We start from the raw sequence: 15,574 nt of genomic DNA, 5'->3' as shown, positions 1-15,574 counted from the left end.
GACGAAACCACGCCGGGAGTAGAAATCGACCACCTGACAATTCTGTTCGTTGACGTCCACGGACTTCACGCCATGCCCGTCGACGACGTGGACCCTCGGAGGCCAGCGCCAACCGTGCCGAGCGCCGACTTCTCGAAAAAGTCCGCCCCGCAATGAGCCGGCGCCCGATGGACTTGCCGGCCTGATGCTCACACGTTGAACCGGAACTCCACCACGTCCCCGTCGGCCATGACGTAATCCTTGCCCTCCATCCGAACCTTGCCGGCGGCCTTGGCCGCCGCCATGGACCCGGCGGCGATGAGGTCGTCGTAGGACACGATCTCGGCCTTGATGAAGCCCTTCTCGAAGTCGCTGTGGATGACCCCGGCGGCCCTGGGCGCGGTGTCGCCCTGATGAATTACCCAGGCCCGCGCCTCTTTTGGGCCCGCCGTCAGGAAGGTCTGCAGCTTGAGTGTGTGGAACCCGGCGCGCGCCAGCGCGTCGAGCCCGCGCTCGGTCTGGCCGATCGACTCCAGCAGCTCGGCCGCGGACTCGTCGTCGAGCTCGACCAGCTCGGCTTCGATTGCGGCGTCGAGAAATACGGCGTCGGCGGGAGCAACGAGCCGGCGCAGCTCGGCGACCCGCGCGGCGTCGGTGAGCACCGCCTCGTCGGCGTTGAAGACATACAGAAACGGCTTGGTGGTCAACAGGTTCAGCTCGCGCAGCAGGGAGACGTCGGCGCCCGCGGCGAACAGTGTCGTGCCGCCGTCCAGCACCGCCTGAGCGGCCACCGCGGCGTCATGGACCGGTTTGCGTTCCTTGCTGGTGCGCGCCTCTTTCTCCAGCCTCGGCAACGCGCGCTCGAGCGTTTGCAGGTCGGCCAGGATCAACTCGGTTTCGACGACCTCGATGTCGGATTCGGGATCCACCTCGCCGGCGACGTGCGTCACGTCGTCGTCGGAGAACACCCGGACCACCTGGCAGATCGCGTCGCATTCGCGGATGTGCGCCAGGAACTTGTTGCCCAGCCCGGCCCCCTCCGACGCGCCCTTGACCAGCCCGGCGATGTCGACGAACGTGACCGGCGCCGGGACGATGCGCTCGGAACCGAACAGCTCCGCGAGCTTGGCCAGCCGCGGGTCCGGCAGCGAAACCACACCCTCGTTGGGCTCGATCGTCGCGAAGGGGTAGTTCGCCGCCACCACGTTGTTCCTGGTCAGGGCGTTGAACAGCGTCGACTTGCCGACGTTCGGCAGGCCCACGATTCCCAGGCTCAGGCTCACGGGGATCCAAGTGTAGGGCGCAGCGGGACGGGCCGTTCAGCCGTGTGCGCGGCGATGGCACGCCAACGGCCCCTAACAAGGTCTTTACCGGCGTTTCGGCTCATTCCCGGTACGGTCTACATGTGTCAGCACAGCGGGCAAGATCGGCGGTCGAGGCTAGCCACCGCTCGATCCACCCCAACATCCCCGGCGTGCCGTGGTGGGCGGCCCTGGTCATCGCCATCACCGCGACGGCCGCCGGTTACGCGATCGACGCCGGTCACAAGGACCTGACCCACGTCTTCGCCGCCTGCTATATCGCCGGCTGCGTGGCCGCGGTGCTCGCCGTGCGCCAAGACGGCGTCTTCACCGCGATCATTCAGCCACCGCTGATTCTTTTCTGCGCGGTGCCGGGCGCCTATTGGATGTTCCACGGACACAAGATCGGCAGCCTCAAAGACCTCCTGATCAACTGCGGCTACCCGCTCATCGAGCGGTTTCCGTTGATGCTCGGGACCGCCGGGGTCGTGCTGCTGATCGGCCTGGCGCGATGGTATTTCGGCAAGTCGCAGGCTACCGCGGCCGCCCCGGAAGACGACGCCGCGACGGCGGGGCCGGCGGGGAATTCCTTCCTCGGGGCCATTGGCGAGAAACTGAATTCGCTTCTCGGCCTGGGTGCCCACGACGGGGATGCGGATGAAGCGCCGCCCACCGGCTCCAAGCGAACCCGCGAGGCGGGCCGTCCGGCGAAAGCCGCGTCGCGGACCGGCCGAACGCCCCGCGGTGGTCGGTCCGCGCGTCCCGGCCGAGCCCACTCCCGGCATGCCCGCCCGCCGCTCGAAGACGAACGCGATCCCAGAGACGCCCGCGCCGAGCGCCCGCGGCGCCGGCGCCAGGCACCGCCCCACGACTTCGATCCCGCCGATCCGCCGCGGCCGCGCCGGCGCCCCCGGCCGGATACCGATCACGACGGTCGCCAGCCGCCGCGCGAGACCCGCCGCGAGCCGCGCACCCGCCGCAATCCCTACGACCGGCCCGGCGAACGCCAGGCTCCTCGCGGCAGCCGCTTCGACGGCTATGACCCGTACGAGCCCTACGAGCCCCGGCGGCGGCGCGCCACCCCACCCGGGAACGGCTCCGACACCACGCACCACCCGATCTCACAAGTGCGCTACCGCGGTTCGGGCCCGGCCGAAGATGCCGGACCCGAGCGACGCCGCCGCGCGCCGCGCAGCTTCCCGGCGGAGTCCTGGGAATACGAAGGCTAGCGCGCCGACCGGATCTCGCGGGGCAGCGCAAACACCAGGGTTTCCTGGGCCGTCGTCACCGGTTGCACCACGTCGAACCCGTAATCGGCGAGCCGCTCCAGCACACCCCGCACCAGCACCTCGGGGACCGACGCGCCGGAGGTGACACCCACCGTCGTGACGCCCTCCAACCACGCTGGGTCGATGTCGTCGGCCCAGTCGACCAGGTAGGCGGCATCGGCACCACCGCCCAGGGCCACCTCGACCAGCCGCACCGAATTCGACGAGTTGCGGGAACCCACGACGATGACGAGCTGGCATTCCGGCGCCATCGCCTTGACGGCGACCTGCCGGTTCTGCGTCGCATAGCAGATGTCGTCGCTGGGCGGATCCTGCAGGCTGGGGAAACGCTGCCGCAGCCGCTCGACGATCTCCATCGTCTCGTCCACCGAGAGCGTGGTCTGCGACAGCCAGACCACCCTGCTCTCGTCGCGGACCGTCACGTTCTCCACCCCGCCGACACCGTCGACAAGCTGCACGTGCTCGGGCGCCTCCCCCGCGGTCCCGATGACCTCCTCGTGGCCCTCATGGCCGATCAGCAGGATGTCGTAGTCGTCCCGGGCGAACCGCCTGGCTTCGTTGTGCACCTTCGTCACCAGGGGGCAGGTGGCGTCGATCGTTTGCAGGTTGCGTTCGGCGGCGGCGGCGTAGACGGTCGGGGCGACGCCGTGGGCGGAGAACACCACGATGGCCCCCTCGGGGACCTCGTCGGTCTCCTGTACGAACACCGCCCCGGCCTTTTCCAGGGTGTCGACCACGTGCCGGTTGTGCACGATCTCGTGGCGCACGTAGACGGGGGCGCCGTGCTTTTCCAAGGCACGCTCCACCGTCTCGACGGCCCGGTCGACACCCGCGCAGTAGCCACGCGGCTCCGCCAGGAGCACCCTCTTGCCGATGGGGTCGTTGGCTACGGAGCTGGCCGCACCGGGAATTCCCATGTCAACAGTCGGCGGCATGGCATTCAGGGTACCGGCCCGCGGCGGGCTTGGAGTTGGCCGCCGGTTGAGGCAGTCTTGGACTTATGGCTACTGCACCGTACGGAGTTCGGCTGATAGTCGGCGCGGCGACAGTCGCCGTCGAGGAGACAATGAAGCTGCCCAAGACGATCCTGATGTACCCGATGACGTTGGCCAGCACCGCGGCGCACATCGTGATGCGCTTTCAGCAGAACTTGGCCGAGCTCGTCATCAAGGGTGACAGCACCCTGGAGTCGATCTTTCCGCCCAAGGACGAGAAGCCGGAGTGGGCGACCTTCGACGAGGACCTGCCCGAGGACGCGGTCGAGGGGGCAACCGCCGCGCCGCCGGAAGTCGGCGAGGGCGAGCGCAGGGCCGAGGGACGATTCGCGCTGTACTCGGTGGCCGACGCGCACGAGGACGCCAGCGCGCTGGTCAAGCCCGCCAAGAAGGCGAAGGCTCCCGCGGCCAAAGCGTCGGTGGAAGAACCGGAGGTGGCCATCGAGCTCGACTATTCGACGCTGACGCTGGCCCAGCTGCGGGCCCGACTGCAGTCGCTGAACGTCGACGAACTCGAGGCCCTGCTGGCCTACGAGCAGGCCACGAAGGCCCGCGCTCCGTTCCAGACGCTGCTCGCCAACAGGATCACCCGCGCGAACGCGAAGTGACCCGCGCGGCTGATCCCGAACCCAACTCCGCGGAGAACCCCTTTCCGGTGCGCGCGGTGGCGGTGCGCGTCGCGGGCTGGATCGACCGGCTCGGCACCGTCTGGGTCGAGGGCCAGCTGGCCCAGATCACGATGCGGCCCGACGCCAAGACCGTCTTTATGGTGCTGCGGGACCCGGCCGCCGACATGTCGCTGACCGTGACGTGTTCGCGCGACCTGGTGGCCAACGCGCCGGTGAAACTCGCCGAAGGCACCCAGGTGGTGGTCTGCGGCAAGCCCTCGTTCTACACCGGGCGCGGCACCTTTTCGTTGCGGCTCAGCGAGATTCGCGCGGTCGGCGTCGGCGAGCTGCTGGCGCGCATCGACCGGCTGCGCCGCCTGCTCGACGCCGAGGGCCTGTTCGACCCTCGGCTCAAGCGGCCAATCCCGTTCCTGCCCAACATGATCGGGTTGATCACCGGGCGGGCGAGCGCCGCCGAGCGCGACGTGACGACGGTGGCCGGCGCGCGCTGGCCGGCGGTGCGTTTCGCGGTGCGCAACACCGCGGTCCAGGGGCCGAATGCGGTGGCGCAGATCGTCGAGGCGCTGTACGAACTCGACCGCCACCACGAGGTCGATGTGATCGTGGTGGCCCGCGGCGGCGGCAGCGTCGAGGACCTGCTGCCGTTCTCCGACGAGACCCTGTGCCGCGCGATCGCCGCGTGCCGCACGCCCGTCATCAGCGCGGTGGGGCACGAGCCCGACAACCCGCTGTGCGACCTGGTCGCCGACCTGCGCGCCGCCACGCCCACCGACGCCGCCAAGAAGGTGGTGCCCGATACCGCCGCCGAGCAGCGGCTGCTCGATGACCTGCGCCGGCGCAGCGCGCAGGCGCTGCGCAGCTGGGTGTCACGCGAGCAACGCGCGCTGACCCAGCTGCGCAGCCGGCCGGTGCTCGCCGAGCCGCTGACGGCCGTGACGGCGCGCGCCGAGGAGGTCCACCGCGCGCGTTCGGCTGTGCGCCGCGACATCAGGCGGCAGGTGGCCGCGGAGACCGAGCGCGTCGGCCACCTGAGCGCGCGGCTGGCCACGCTGGGCCCGGCCGCCACCCTGGCCCGCGGCTACGCCGTCGTGCAGACGGTGCCCGCCGCCGGACCTCCCGCGGTGCTGCGCTCGGTCGCCGACGCGCCCCCGGGCACCCGGCTGCGGGTGCGGGTGGCCGACGGCGCCGTTGCGGCGGTGAGCGAGGGACCGACCGATGGCCGCTGACGAGGAGCAGTCGATGCAGTCGATTACGCCCATTAGTCACCTCGGCTATGAAGCCTGCCGGGACGAGCTGATCGAGGTCGTGCGGGTCCTGGAGCAGGGCGGGCTGGACCTGGATGCGTCGCTGCAGCTGTGGGAAAGAGGCGAGCAACTCGCCAAACGGTGCGAGGAGCACTTAGCTGGCGCCCGCAAGCGGATCGAGGACGCGCTCGCGGCGGGCCAGCCCGAAGACGGCTGACGGCGGACCGGATCGCGCCACCGGCCGCCGGGCCTTTGGAACACGTTCCAGTTTTTCTCGGCTATGCTTCGCGAACTATGGGTGATCCATCACTGACCACCGAGTTGGGCCGCGTCCTGGTCACCGGCGGCTCCGGATTTGTCGGCGCCAACCTGGTGACCACCTTGCTCGACCGCGGGTACCGGGTGCGTTCGTTCGACCGGGCCCCGTCGCCGCTGCCCGAACACCCCCACCTGGAGGTGCTGCAGGGCGATATCACCGACGCCGGCGTGTGCGCCGCGGCGGTGGACGGCATCGACACGGTGTTTCACACCGCCGCGATCATCGAGCTGATGGGCGGCGCGTCGGTGACCGACGAATACCGTCAGCGCAGCTTCGCCGTCAACGTCGGCGGCACCGAGAACCTGGTGCACGCCGGGCAGGCGGCCGGGGTCAAGCGCTTCGTCTACACGTCGTCCAACAGCGTGGTGATGGGCGGCCAGAACATCGCCGGCGGCGACGAGACGCTGCCCTACACCAACAGGTTCAACGACCTGTACACCGAAACGAAAGTGGTCGCCGAGCGATTCGTGCTGTCCCAGAACGGTGTTGGCGACATGCTGACGTGCGCGATCCGGCCCAGCGGCATCTGGGGCCGCGGTGATCAGACGATGTTTCGCAGGCTGTTCGAAAGCGTGGTCGCCGGCCACGTCAAGGTGCTGATCGGCCGCAAGTCGGCCCGGCTCGACAACTCCTACGTGCACAACCTGATTCACGGTTTCATCCTGGCCGCCCAGCATCTGGTGCCCGGCGGCACGGCGCCCGGCCAGGCGTACTTCATCAACGACGCCGACCCCATCAACATGTTCGAGTTCGCCCGACCGGTGATCGAGGCCTGCGGCGAAAACTGGCCGCGGGTGCGGGTCAACGGGCCGCTGGTCCGCGCGGCCATGACCGGTTGGCAGCGCATGCATTTCCGGTTCGGCATACCGGCCCCGCTGCTCGAGCCGCTGGCCGTGGAGCGTCTGTACCTGGACAACTACTTCTCCATCGACAAGGCGCGGCGCGACCTCGGCTACGAGCCGCTGTTCACCACCGACAAGGCGATGTCGGAATGCCTGCCCTACTACGTGGACATGTTCCGGCAGATGAAAAGCCAAGCGCGCCAGGCCAAGCCGGCGGGGTAGCGCCGCGGCCTCGGCGGTCACATCAGCCACGCCGGTACCGCGAGCCACACCATCAGGCGGTTCCCGTTTGCGGTATCACCGGCGATACCGCGATGGAAACTTGCCTATTGGTCGGTTGCGCAGGATCGCTTTCATTCGGTGCGCCACACTGGACACATGACGCTCCTCGGCGCCGACCCCGTCCTCGCGGTGCATGACCTCGACCGTGCGTCGGAGTGGTTCACCCGCATATTGAATTGCACGGTAACGCAACCCGACCCGGGCAATTGGGCTTTCTGCTCGGCCGGGTCGGTGATGTTCCGGCTCGGCCGCTGTCCGGAGGCGTTGCCGGCAGCCGACCTCGGTGACCACAGCTACATCGCGTATTTGACCGTCGCCGGCATCGACGAGTACCACCGGCGCGCCGTCGCTGCGGGAGCCGACATCCTGAAGCCCCCCACGACCGAACCCTGGGGTCGGCGCGAGATGGGTCTGCGATCGCCCGAAGGGCACCGGTTCATGCTCTCCGAGCCGCTGTAGCCGCGTCCCGCGGCACCGACCCTAGCGGAAGCTGACCATCTCGCTGCCCCACGCGGCGCGGATCTGCGCGTCGACATCGCCGGCTACGGTGTCGCTCTTGTCGATGAGCAGGCAGGCGCGGTCGGGTTCCCGGTAGGGCGTCCAATCCGGTTCGCCGGCCGGTCCCGCGGGTTTTCCGTGGGCGGCGAAGTTGATCCACCTGGTGCGCACCCGCTTCGAGATCGCCTTGGCGGTCCGGGCGCCGCCGAGCTTCAGCGTCGGGTCCTTCGGCGCCCCGAGATTGCCCCAGACGTAAGGCAATTCGGTGGCGTGGGCCGCGTTGACCAGCAGTAGCTTGAGCAACGGGGTCGCGTAGTCGAACCGGTACAGATACACCGGTGCGACCCTGCTGTGCCCCTCGGCGAGCCACACCGTCGGCATCCGGAAACCGACGTCGGTCGCGATGCTCAAAGACCTTGCCCTGCGCCGTAACCGCGAATACGCCGACACGATCTCCTGTTCGGTGGGCAATTGCAGGTCGGGCTGTTCGGCGGCGATCTGGGTGAACATCGAGGTGATCGCGCGCGGGGTGATCGGCATCAACGGCGAGCGCATCAGCCGGAACAGCGCGGCCTCGTGCCTGTTGGTGCCGATGATCAACGGCACCCGGTGCGTGCTGCCCCGCTGCGCCGACTTGACCGGGTAGTCGTGCAGCAGCTCGCCGTCGACGATCGGGACGAACGCGAGGGTGCCCGGGTTGCGGACGGGCACTTCGTCGAACACCTCCTGCGACGCGGCGAGGATCGCCGCGGTCGGGGCGTCGGGCAACCGGCCCACGTCGCCCGGGGCGATCCCCAGCTTGTCGAGGAAGGTCACGGCGACGCGCCGAGCCCTCTCGCGGTCGTATACCGATGTGGCGGGCGAGCTTTGGGCGATCGCGCCGGCGAACAGGCCCTCGGCCGCAGGGGCGGCCAGCAGCGTCGTGACGATGCCCGCGCCGGCGGATTCGCCGAACAGCGTGACCCTGTCGGGATCGCCCCCGAACGCCGCGATGTTCTCGCGCACCCAGCGCAGGGCCGCCAGCACGTCGTGCAGCCCGATGTTGGCGTCGAAGCGGCGCCGCGCGGTGCTGAAGGACGACAGGTCCAGAAATCCCAGCGCCCCCAGGCGATAGTTCACGGTCACCACGACGACCCCTGCGCCGGCCAAGCGGCGGCCGTCGTAGAGCGGCTGACTGGCCGATCCCAGGACGTAGGCGCCGCCGTGCAGCCAGACCAGCACCGGTTGTGCGGCACCCGGGCCGGCGCCGGACGGGGCCCAGATGTTCAGGCTCAAGCAGTCTTCGCCCTGCGGCGCGCCGAGATCCAGCGGCATGTTGGGAAATTCGGGTTGCGGGCAGGCGGCCCCGAAGGCGGTGGCGTCGGCGATCTCGCCCCACGGCTCGGGCGGCTGCGGCAGCCGGAAACGAAGGTCGCCGACCGGCGTTGCGGCGTACCGGATTCCCTTCCAGGTCCGCACGTCCCCCTCATCAGCGCCGCGGACCGGGCCGTGGGTGGTTTCGACCACGCGCTCGTCGATCGCCATACGGTTGGACTTTCCTAACTGAGCCGCTCGGTGAGGAATTGGACTACCCGTTTGCGGGCTTCATAAGCGGGTTGGCCGTCGACTTCGCGGACCTCGTCGGTGAGCACCGAGTGCGCGCCCTTGGCAAAGCCCCCGGAATTGCCGGGGCTCGAGTCGATCTCGATGACCTCGAACGCGTCGCCCAGCCGCTCCTTGAGCGCCGCGAACCGTTCTCGCGGCACGACGTTGTCCTCGCTGAACCGCAGGGCCAGAGCGCACAGGCCGTCGTTGGCGCAGCGATCGGCGACGGTGGCCAGCTCGGGCTCGCTCAGCCCCGGATCCGCCCGTCGGGCACGGCCCAGCGGCAGCGGCACCGACGGCTGGGACAGCACCGGGGCCAGCACGCTGTCGTCGACGGCGGCGGCCAGCGCGAAACCGCCGGTGAAGCACTGCCCGATGACGCCGACGCCCTTGCCCGGCGTCGACGCGTTGAGGTCACGGGCCAGCGCGCGCAGGAACAGCGACACCGGTCGCTGCTTGTCGGTGGCGAACGCCGCGAATTCCCTTGCGACGCAGGCCCGCGCGATCGAGCTGAGGATGTAGCCGCCCGTCTTCGGCTTACCCGGCTCACCGAACAGGGAGGGAATGGCGACGGTGAACCCGTTGTCCACCAAGTGATTCCCCAAGCCCAGCACGCCGGGATGGATGCCGGGGATCTCGGGAATCAGCACCACCCCGGGGCCGGAACCCTTGCGGTAGACGTCGTGGCTGTAGCCACCACCGGTGAACGGCGCCACCGACCATCCGGACAGGTCTGCCTCGGGTGCGGTCACATGCCTTCCCTTCAGTGCGCGGGTAGGGGCGGCTCCGATTGCGTCGCCGCCGCCAGGGTACGGAATTGATCGGCGCCACCGGCGCCGGTGATCGCGATCTGGGTGGCGCCGGCCGGGCCGGTCAGCCTGGTGGTCCATACCGGCTCGGCGTCGGTGTCGCTCTGGCCGGCGCCGCGGTAGACGACCCAGGTGGTGCCGTCGACGTCGACCGTTCCGGTCGGATACGCCGACGCGTGGATCGAGCCGACGAGCCTGTCCTCGTCGGCGTCGCTCTGGGTGAGGCTCAGATACAGCCCGGTCGGGCTGATGTAGCCGACGGTCGAGGTGGCCGCGTGCAGCCGCTGCCCCGTCTGGGGGTCTTTGCGCCCGCCCTCGATGCCGCCGCGACCGCCGGAGTTGGCGTGCCAGCCCGCGGGCAATCGCGGCAGCCGGATGGGGAACCCCAGCGTCTGCGCATCGGCCCGCAGGGCGGCCGCCGCGTCGTAGGCCGGGATCACCCCCTTGTTCGTCCCGACCGGCTGGAACGAACACATTCCGACCAGCCCGGCCAGCAGGATGCACCCGATCACCAGCGGTATGAGGGACCACGCCATGTCGCGGCCGTCCTGCAACAGCCGGGGCTTGGCCGGTCTCGAGACCGGGCCGAGTTCAGGCGCCGGCGCCGGCTCGCCTACCTCGGCGTTCGGCTGCGGCTGCTCGGTCATCCCCCGAGTATCCCAGTTCCCGCAGACCGATCCGCTTCTGGGACAATCGGCAACCATGACAGCTGAGGGCAACCGCTCGGCCGCCGAGAGCGGCCGAGGCCCGTCGCGGCCGCGTGGCGAAGCACCAGACCGCAACCTGGCCCTGGAACTGGTGCGCGTCACCGAGGCCGGGGCGATGGCCGCCGGCCGCTGGGTCGGCCGCGGCGACAAGGAGGGCGGGGACGGCGCGGCCGTCGACGCCATGCGTGAGCTGGTCAACTCCGTGTCGATGCGCGGCGTGGTGGTGATCGGCGAGGGCGAGAAGGACAACGCGCCGATGCTCTACAACGGCGAGGAGGTCGGCAACGGCGACGGCCCGGAGTGCGACTTCGCCGTCGACCCGATCGACGGCACCACGCTGATGAGCAAGGGCATGCCCAACGCCATCTCGGTGCTGGCGGTGGCCGAGCGCGGCGCGATGTTCGACCCGTCGGCGGTGTACTACATGAACAAGATCGCCGTCGGGCCCGAGGCCGCGCATGTGCTGGACATCACCGCGCCGATCGCGGAGAACATCAAGGCCGTCGCCAAGGTGAAGAACCTGTCGGTGCGCGACATGACCGTGTGCATCCTGGATCGGCCGCGGCACGCGCAGCTGATCGAGGACGTGCGGGCGACGGGGGCCCGGATCCGGCTGATCACCGACGGCGACGTCGCCGGCGCGATCTCGGCGTGCCGCTACCTGTCGGGCACCGACATGCTGGCCGGGATCGGCGGCACCCCGGAGGGCATCATCGCCGCCGCCGCGATCCGCTGCATGGGCGGCGCCATCCAGGCGCAGCTGGCCCCGAAGGACGACGAGGAACGCCAGAAGGCCATCGACGCCGGCTACGACCTGGACCAGGTGCTGACCACCGAGGACCTGGTGTCCGGCGAGAACGTGTTCTTCTGCGCCACCGGGGTCACCAACGGCGACCTGCTCAAGGGTGTCCAGTACTACCCCGGCGGGTGCACCACCCAGTCGATCGTGATGCGCTCGAAGTCGGGCACCGTGCGGATGATCGAGGCCTACCATCGGCTGTCCAAGCTCAACGAATACTCCGCGATCGACTTCACCGGCGACAGCTCTGCCGCTTATCCCCTGCCCTAGACCCGGAACCACGCCTTCAAGACAAGGACTGCTACCTATGGCCGACAGCGCCACCGACACCGAGTACCGCATCGAGCACGACACCATGGGCGAGGTCCGGGTGCCCGCGAAAGCGTTGTGGCGCGCCCAAACCCAGCGCGCGGTCGAGAACTTCCCGATCTCGGGACGGGGCCTGGAGCGCACCCAGATCCGTGCGCTGGGCCTGCTCAAGGGCGCCTGCGCCCAGGTGAACAAGGATCTCGGGCTGCTGGCGCCGGAGAAGGCGGACGCGATCATCGCCGCGGCGGCCGAGATCGCCGACGGCCGGCACGACGACCAGTTCCCCATCGACGTGTTCCAAACCGGTTCCGGGACAAGCTCGAACATGAACACCAACGAGGTGATCGCGTCGATCGCCGCCGCCAACGGCGTCACGGTGCACCCGAACGACGACGTCAACATGTCCCAGTCGTCCAACGACACCTTCCCGACGGCCACCCACATCGCGGCCACCGAGGCCGCGGTGCGCCATCTCATCCCGGCGCTCGAGGTGCTGCACGAAGCCCTGGCGGGCAAGGCCCGCGAGTGGCGCACGGTCGTCAAATCCGGACGCACCCACCTGATGGACGCCGTCCCAGTGACGCTCGGCCAGGAGTTCAGCGGATACGCCCGCCAGATCGAGGCCGGGATCGAGCGGGTCCGCGCGACGCTGCCGCGGCTGGGTGAGCTGGCCATCGGCGGCACCGCGGTAGGCACCGGGCTCAACGCGCCCGACGGGTTCGGCGCCAAGGTGGTCGAAACGCTGGTCGCCTCGACCGGTCTGGGCGAATTGCGGCCGGCGGCAAACTCTTTCGAGGCCCAGGCGGCCCGTGACGGGTTGGTCGAGGCGTCGGGCGCGTTGCGCACCGTCGCGGTGTCGCTGACCAAGATCGCCAACGACATCCGCTGGATGGGGTCGGGCCCGCTGACCGGCCTGGCCGAGATCCGGCTGCCCGACCTGCAACCGGGCAGCTCGATCATGCCCGGCAAGGTGAATCCCGTACTGCCGGAGGCGGTTACGCAGGTCGCGGCGCAGGTGATCGGCAACGACGCGGCCGTGGCCTGGGGCGGCGCGAACGGCGCGTTCGAGCTCAACGTCTACATCCCGATGATGGCCCGCAACATCCTCGAGTCCTTCAAGCTGCTGACCAACGTCTCGCGGCTGTTCGCCGAGCGCTGCATCGTCGGGCTGGCCGCCAACGTCGATCATCTGCGCGAGCTGGCCGAGTCTTCGCCGTCCATCGTGACGCCGTTGAACTCGGCGATCGGCTACGAGGAGGCCGCCGCGGTGGCCAAGCAGGCGCTCAAGGAACGCAAGACGATTCGCCAGACCGTCATCGACCGCGGCCTGATCGGAGACAAGCTGTCGATCGAGGAGTTGGACCGCCGCCTGGACGTGCTGGCGATGGCCCACGTACAGGACCAGTGAAGCCGGAGGACTAGATGATGGTGGTTCAGCGATGACGGCTCCCCCCGGCGGGCCCTACGGTCAGGATCCCTACGGGGCCAATCCCTATGGGCAGGGCCCCTATTGGGGCGGCCCGCCGCAGGGCGGCGGCCACCCACAGGGCGGCCCGCCACCGGGCGGTCCGCCGCAGGGCGGCTACCCCCAGGGCGGCCCGCCACCGGCCGGCTACCCATACCCGCCGCCCGGCGGTCCCGCGGGACCGTATGCGCCCCAGCAGTTCCCGCCACCAGGTCAGCAGCCGCCGCCCGGCTGGCCGGGCGGCCCGTACCCGCCCGGGCCGCCGCCCACCGGGAAGCGCTCCAGGGCGCCGTGGCTGATCGTCGGCGGCCTGGCGGTGCTGGCCATCATCGTGGTGGTGGTGCTCGTGGTGGTGGGGCTCAACAGCGTCAACAAGCCGAACAATGCGGCGCCCTCGACCGCCCCGTCGTCGACCGGCGCCCCGACGTCGCAACCGGGCAATTCCCAGCAGACGGCGACGGGCTGCACGCCCAACGTGTCCGGCGGTGACAAGCCCGCCGGCGACACGGTCAGCGCGGGCAAGCTGTCGTTCCCGATCAGCGCGACGCCGGGCTGGCAAGGCTTTTCCGACGACCAGACCCCCAACCTCATCGGCGCCGTGGGCGTCGGGGCCGAGGTGCCCAACGCCAGCCAGTGGATGATGCAGGCGGAGGTCGGCATCACCAACTTCGTGCCCAGCATGGACGTCGCCGCGCAGGCGTCGAAGCTGATGAACTGCGTGGCCAACGGGCCCGGCTACGCCAACGCGACACCCACGCTGGGGCCGATGAAGACGTCGTCGGCCACCGTTGACGGGGTCAAGGCCGCCCGGGTGGACGCCGACGTCACGATCGCCGACCCGGCGCGCAACGTGAAGGGCGACTCGCTGGTCATCATCGCGGTCGACACCAAGCCGGTCACCATCTTTTTGGGCGCCACGCCCATCGGCGACGCAGGTTCGGCGGGGATCATCAACGGCGTCATCGCGGCTCTGAAGGTAAGGAAGTAGCCGGCGCCGAAACGTGGGTGGCTTCGGAACGCCCGCGCAGCACGGTGGAATAGCATTCCGCCCAGTGCGCCCGCTCGGCGTCGTTGGCGCGGTCGACGGCCGCCGCCGAACACAGGATCCGCCGGTCTGAGGTCTTGGCGAGGTCGGCCAGCCGCGCGGCCTCGTTGACCGCGTCACCGATTACCGTGTATTCATACCGGTTTTCGGCTCCGATGTTGCCGGCGAAGACGCGCCCCGCCGAGACGCCGATGCCGAAATCGACCACCGGTAGCCGGCGCAGCTGGGTGCCCAGCGCGCGTGCGGTCGCCAGCGCCGCCGACGCGGGTTCGGTCGTCCGCAACGGAGCGCCGAAGACCGCCAGCGCGGCGTCACCGGCGAATTTGTTGATCAGCCCGTGCTGTTCGTCGACGGCATCGACGACGATCCGGAAGAAGTCGTTGAGCACCTCGGCAACCTCTTGCGGCGGACGGCTTTCCGCGAGTTGCGTCGAGCCGACCAGGTCGATGAACAGCACTGCGGCGTCGACCACGTCGCCGGACAGCGAGGCGCCCTCCTGGAGGGCGCGGTGCGCGACGTCGGTTCCGACGTGGCGCCCGAACAGATCCCGCAACCGGTCCCGCTCGGCGAGCCCGGTGATCATCCGGTTGAAGCCCGTTTGCAGGCGCCCGATTTGGGAGCGCTCGTAGGCGCCCACGTGAGTGCCGATGCGGCCGTGTTCGACCTCCGCCATCGCGTCGACGACCTCGTCGAGGGGGTCCGCGATGGAGCGCGACGTCAGGATCATCGTCGGCAGGCCGAGGAGCAGCGCCGCCAGCGACACCACCAGGATCGGCACGTCCAACGATGCGGACTTCTCGACCAGCCACCCGTACGACCGCAGCACGACCAGGATCGCGATCACCCCGATCGGAAGCGCGCTGCACAGAAACCACAGCAGCACCAGTCGCGCGAACACACCGGGCACCGCCAGCCGGGGCTCGGCCCCCAGCGTGGCGGCGCCCAGGATGGGCCGCAGGGTGCGTTGCGAGAGCAGCATCCCCGTCCCGGCCGCGGCCGGTCCACCCAGCAGCACGCCCAGACCGATCGGCAGCAGGACCTGCGCCCCGCCGGACAGGTTCAGCAGCGCGAAGATCACCCCGGATGCCGCCCAGGCCAGCAACAGGATCACCGACTGGCGCCCGGGCATCCGCATCGCGGCTTCCCGCTGCTCGGGGGTCGGCTCGTCGCCGGCGACGTACCAGCACAACGTCGGTGCCAGGTTCCGCGCCCCGGCCAGCGCGACGCCCGCGACGCCGAACGCCACGAGGACAACCATCACCGTGGTGTTCTTCTGAGCGAAGCTGGCGTTGGCCGCGACCGACGTGTGCCCCCGCAGGGGGATCAAGATCGCGGCCGCGTCGAAGATGCCCAGCAGGTACGCAAGGGCCAGCGCGATCGCGTATTCAATCGTCAACCTGCGCGCGGACTTTCGTTGTCCCGCCGCTGGGGCCCGCAACCAGCCCGGCTTGATCACGCTATAAAGGTAGCCGGGGGGT

General features: G+C 69.7%; 15 protein-coding genes. 9 read left to right on the top strand and 6 right to left on the bottom strand.

All coding sequences use genetic code 11. From position 1 onward, the window contains the following. Nucleotides 1–188: 188 nt before the first annotated feature. Nucleotides 189–1,262, bottom strand: a complete 1,074-nt coding sequence (gene ychF / locus A5705_RS03500; protein WP_067871957.1) for a redox-regulated ATPase YchF — start codon at nt 1,260–1,262, stop codon at nt 189–191. Between the two features lie 122 nt (nt 1,263–1,384). On the opposite strand from ychF, the gene A5705_RS03495 reads away from it, so the two are divergent. Further along, on the top strand, nt 1,385–2,509 hold the full coding sequence (locus A5705_RS03495) for a DUF6542 domain-containing protein (RefSeq protein WP_068275480.1): 1,125 nt from the start codon (nt 1,385–1,387) through the stop codon (nt 2,507–2,509). Here A5705_RS03495 and A5705_RS03490 read toward each other — a convergent pair. Then, nucleotides 2,506–3,504, bottom strand: a complete 999-nt coding sequence (locus tag A5705_RS03490) for a 4-hydroxy-3-methylbut-2-enyl diphosphate reductase (protein ID WP_067871952.1) — start codon at nt 3,502–3,504, stop codon at nt 2,506–2,508. The genes A5705_RS03495 and A5705_RS03490 overlap by 4 nt on opposite strands. A gap of 65 nt (nt 3,505–3,569) precedes the next feature. Here A5705_RS03490 and A5705_RS03485 point away from each other — a divergent pair, with 65 nt between their 5' ends. From A5705_RS03485 to A5705_RS03465, 5 genes are all read left to right on the top strand, one after another. Next, nucleotides 3,570–4,172: a lipid droplet-associated protein gene (locus A5705_RS03485; RefSeq protein WP_067871949.1), complete on the top strand. Its 603-nt coding sequence runs from the start codon at nt 3,570–3,572 to the stop codon at nt 4,170–4,172. Further along, nucleotides 4,169–5,419: an exodeoxyribonuclease VII large subunit gene (gene xseA / locus A5705_RS03480; RefSeq protein WP_067871946.1), complete on the top strand. Its 1,251-nt coding sequence runs from the start codon at nt 4,169–4,171 to the stop codon at nt 5,417–5,419. The genes A5705_RS03485 and xseA overlap by 4 nt, the downstream gene beginning before the upstream one ends. Further along, nucleotides 5,409–5,654 carry an exodeoxyribonuclease VII small subunit gene (locus tag A5705_RS03475; protein WP_067871943.1) on the top strand — a complete coding sequence of 82 codons (246 nt, stop codon included), beginning with the start codon at nt 5,409–5,411 and terminating at the stop codon, nt 5,652–5,654. The genes xseA and A5705_RS03475 overlap by 11 nt, the downstream gene beginning before the upstream one ends. A 77-nt stretch (nt 5,655–5,731) precedes the next feature. Continuing rightward, nucleotides 5,732–6,820 carry an NAD-dependent epimerase/dehydratase family protein gene (locus tag A5705_RS03470; protein WP_067871942.1) on the top strand — a complete coding sequence of 363 codons (1,089 nt, stop codon included), beginning with the start codon at nt 5,732–5,734 and terminating at the stop codon, nt 6,818–6,820. 156 nt (nt 6,821–6,976) lie between these two features. Continuing rightward, nucleotides 6,977–7,339, top strand: coding sequence for a VOC family protein (locus A5705_RS03465; RefSeq protein WP_068275477.1), 363 nt, complete (start codon nt 6,977–6,979; stop codon nt 7,337–7,339). 21 nt (nt 7,340–7,360) lie between these two features. On the opposite strand, the gene A5705_RS03460 is transcribed toward A5705_RS03465, so the two are convergent. The 3 genes from A5705_RS03460 to A5705_RS03450 are packed head-to-tail and all read right to left on the bottom strand — an operon-like array spanning nt 7,361 to nt 10,418. After that, entirely contained in the window at nt 7,361–8,902 is a 1,542-nt protein-coding gene (locus tag A5705_RS03460; RefSeq protein WP_068275474.1) for a carboxylesterase/lipase family protein, read from the bottom strand. 14 nt (nt 8,903–8,916) lie between these two features. Then, entirely contained in the window at nt 8,917–9,714 is a 798-nt protein-coding gene (locus A5705_RS03455; protein WP_068275471.1) for a dienelactone hydrolase family protein, read from the bottom strand. Between the two features lie 11 nt (nt 9,715–9,725). Continuing rightward, the gene (locus tag A5705_RS03450; protein WP_067871930.1) at nt 9,726–10,418 is read right to left on the bottom strand and encodes a DUF4245 domain-containing protein; all 693 of its coding nucleotides are present in this window, start codon (nt 10,416–10,418) and stop codon (nt 9,726–9,728) included. 55 nt (nt 10,419–10,473) lie between these two features. Here A5705_RS03450 and glpX point away from each other — a divergent pair, with 55 nt between their 5' ends. Genes glpX through A5705_RS03435 form a run of 3 tightly spaced genes read left to right on the top strand, consistent with a single transcriptional unit; the run spans nt 10,474 to nt 14,039 of the window. Beyond that, complete coding sequence (gene glpX, locus A5705_RS03445) at nt 10,474–11,547, top strand: class II fructose-bisphosphatase (RefSeq protein ID WP_068275468.1); 1,074 nt, start codon at nt 10,474–10,476, stop codon at nt 11,545–11,547. 37 nt (nt 11,548–11,584) lie between these two features. Further along, nucleotides 11,585–12,994 carry a class II fumarate hydratase gene (locus A5705_RS03440; protein ID WP_068275466.1) on the top strand — a complete coding sequence of 470 codons (1,410 nt, stop codon included), beginning with the start codon at nt 11,585–11,587 and terminating at the stop codon, nt 12,992–12,994. Between the two features lie 31 nt (nt 12,995–13,025). Beyond that, complete coding sequence (locus A5705_RS03435) at nt 13,026–14,039, top strand: hypothetical protein (protein WP_068275463.1); 1,014 nt, start codon at nt 13,026–13,028, stop codon at nt 14,037–14,039. Here A5705_RS03435 and A5705_RS03430 read toward each other — a convergent pair. Continuing rightward, on the bottom strand, nt 14,011–15,468 hold the full coding sequence (locus A5705_RS03430) for an adenylate/guanylate cyclase domain-containing protein (RefSeq protein WP_067872173.1): 1,458 nt from the start codon (nt 15,466–15,468) through the stop codon (nt 14,011–14,013). The genes A5705_RS03435 and A5705_RS03430 overlap by 29 nt on opposite strands. Nucleotides 15,469–15,574 lie beyond the last annotated feature (106 nt).

This window comes from Mycobacterium sp. E787, assembly GCF_001668725.1.
In the GTDB taxonomy this organism is placed as follows: domain Bacteria; phylum Actinomycetota; class Actinomycetes; order Mycobacteriales; family Mycobacteriaceae; genus Mycobacterium.
Note: the sequence above shows the minus strand (reverse complement) of the source record. Positions and strands in the feature narration are given on the sequence as shown.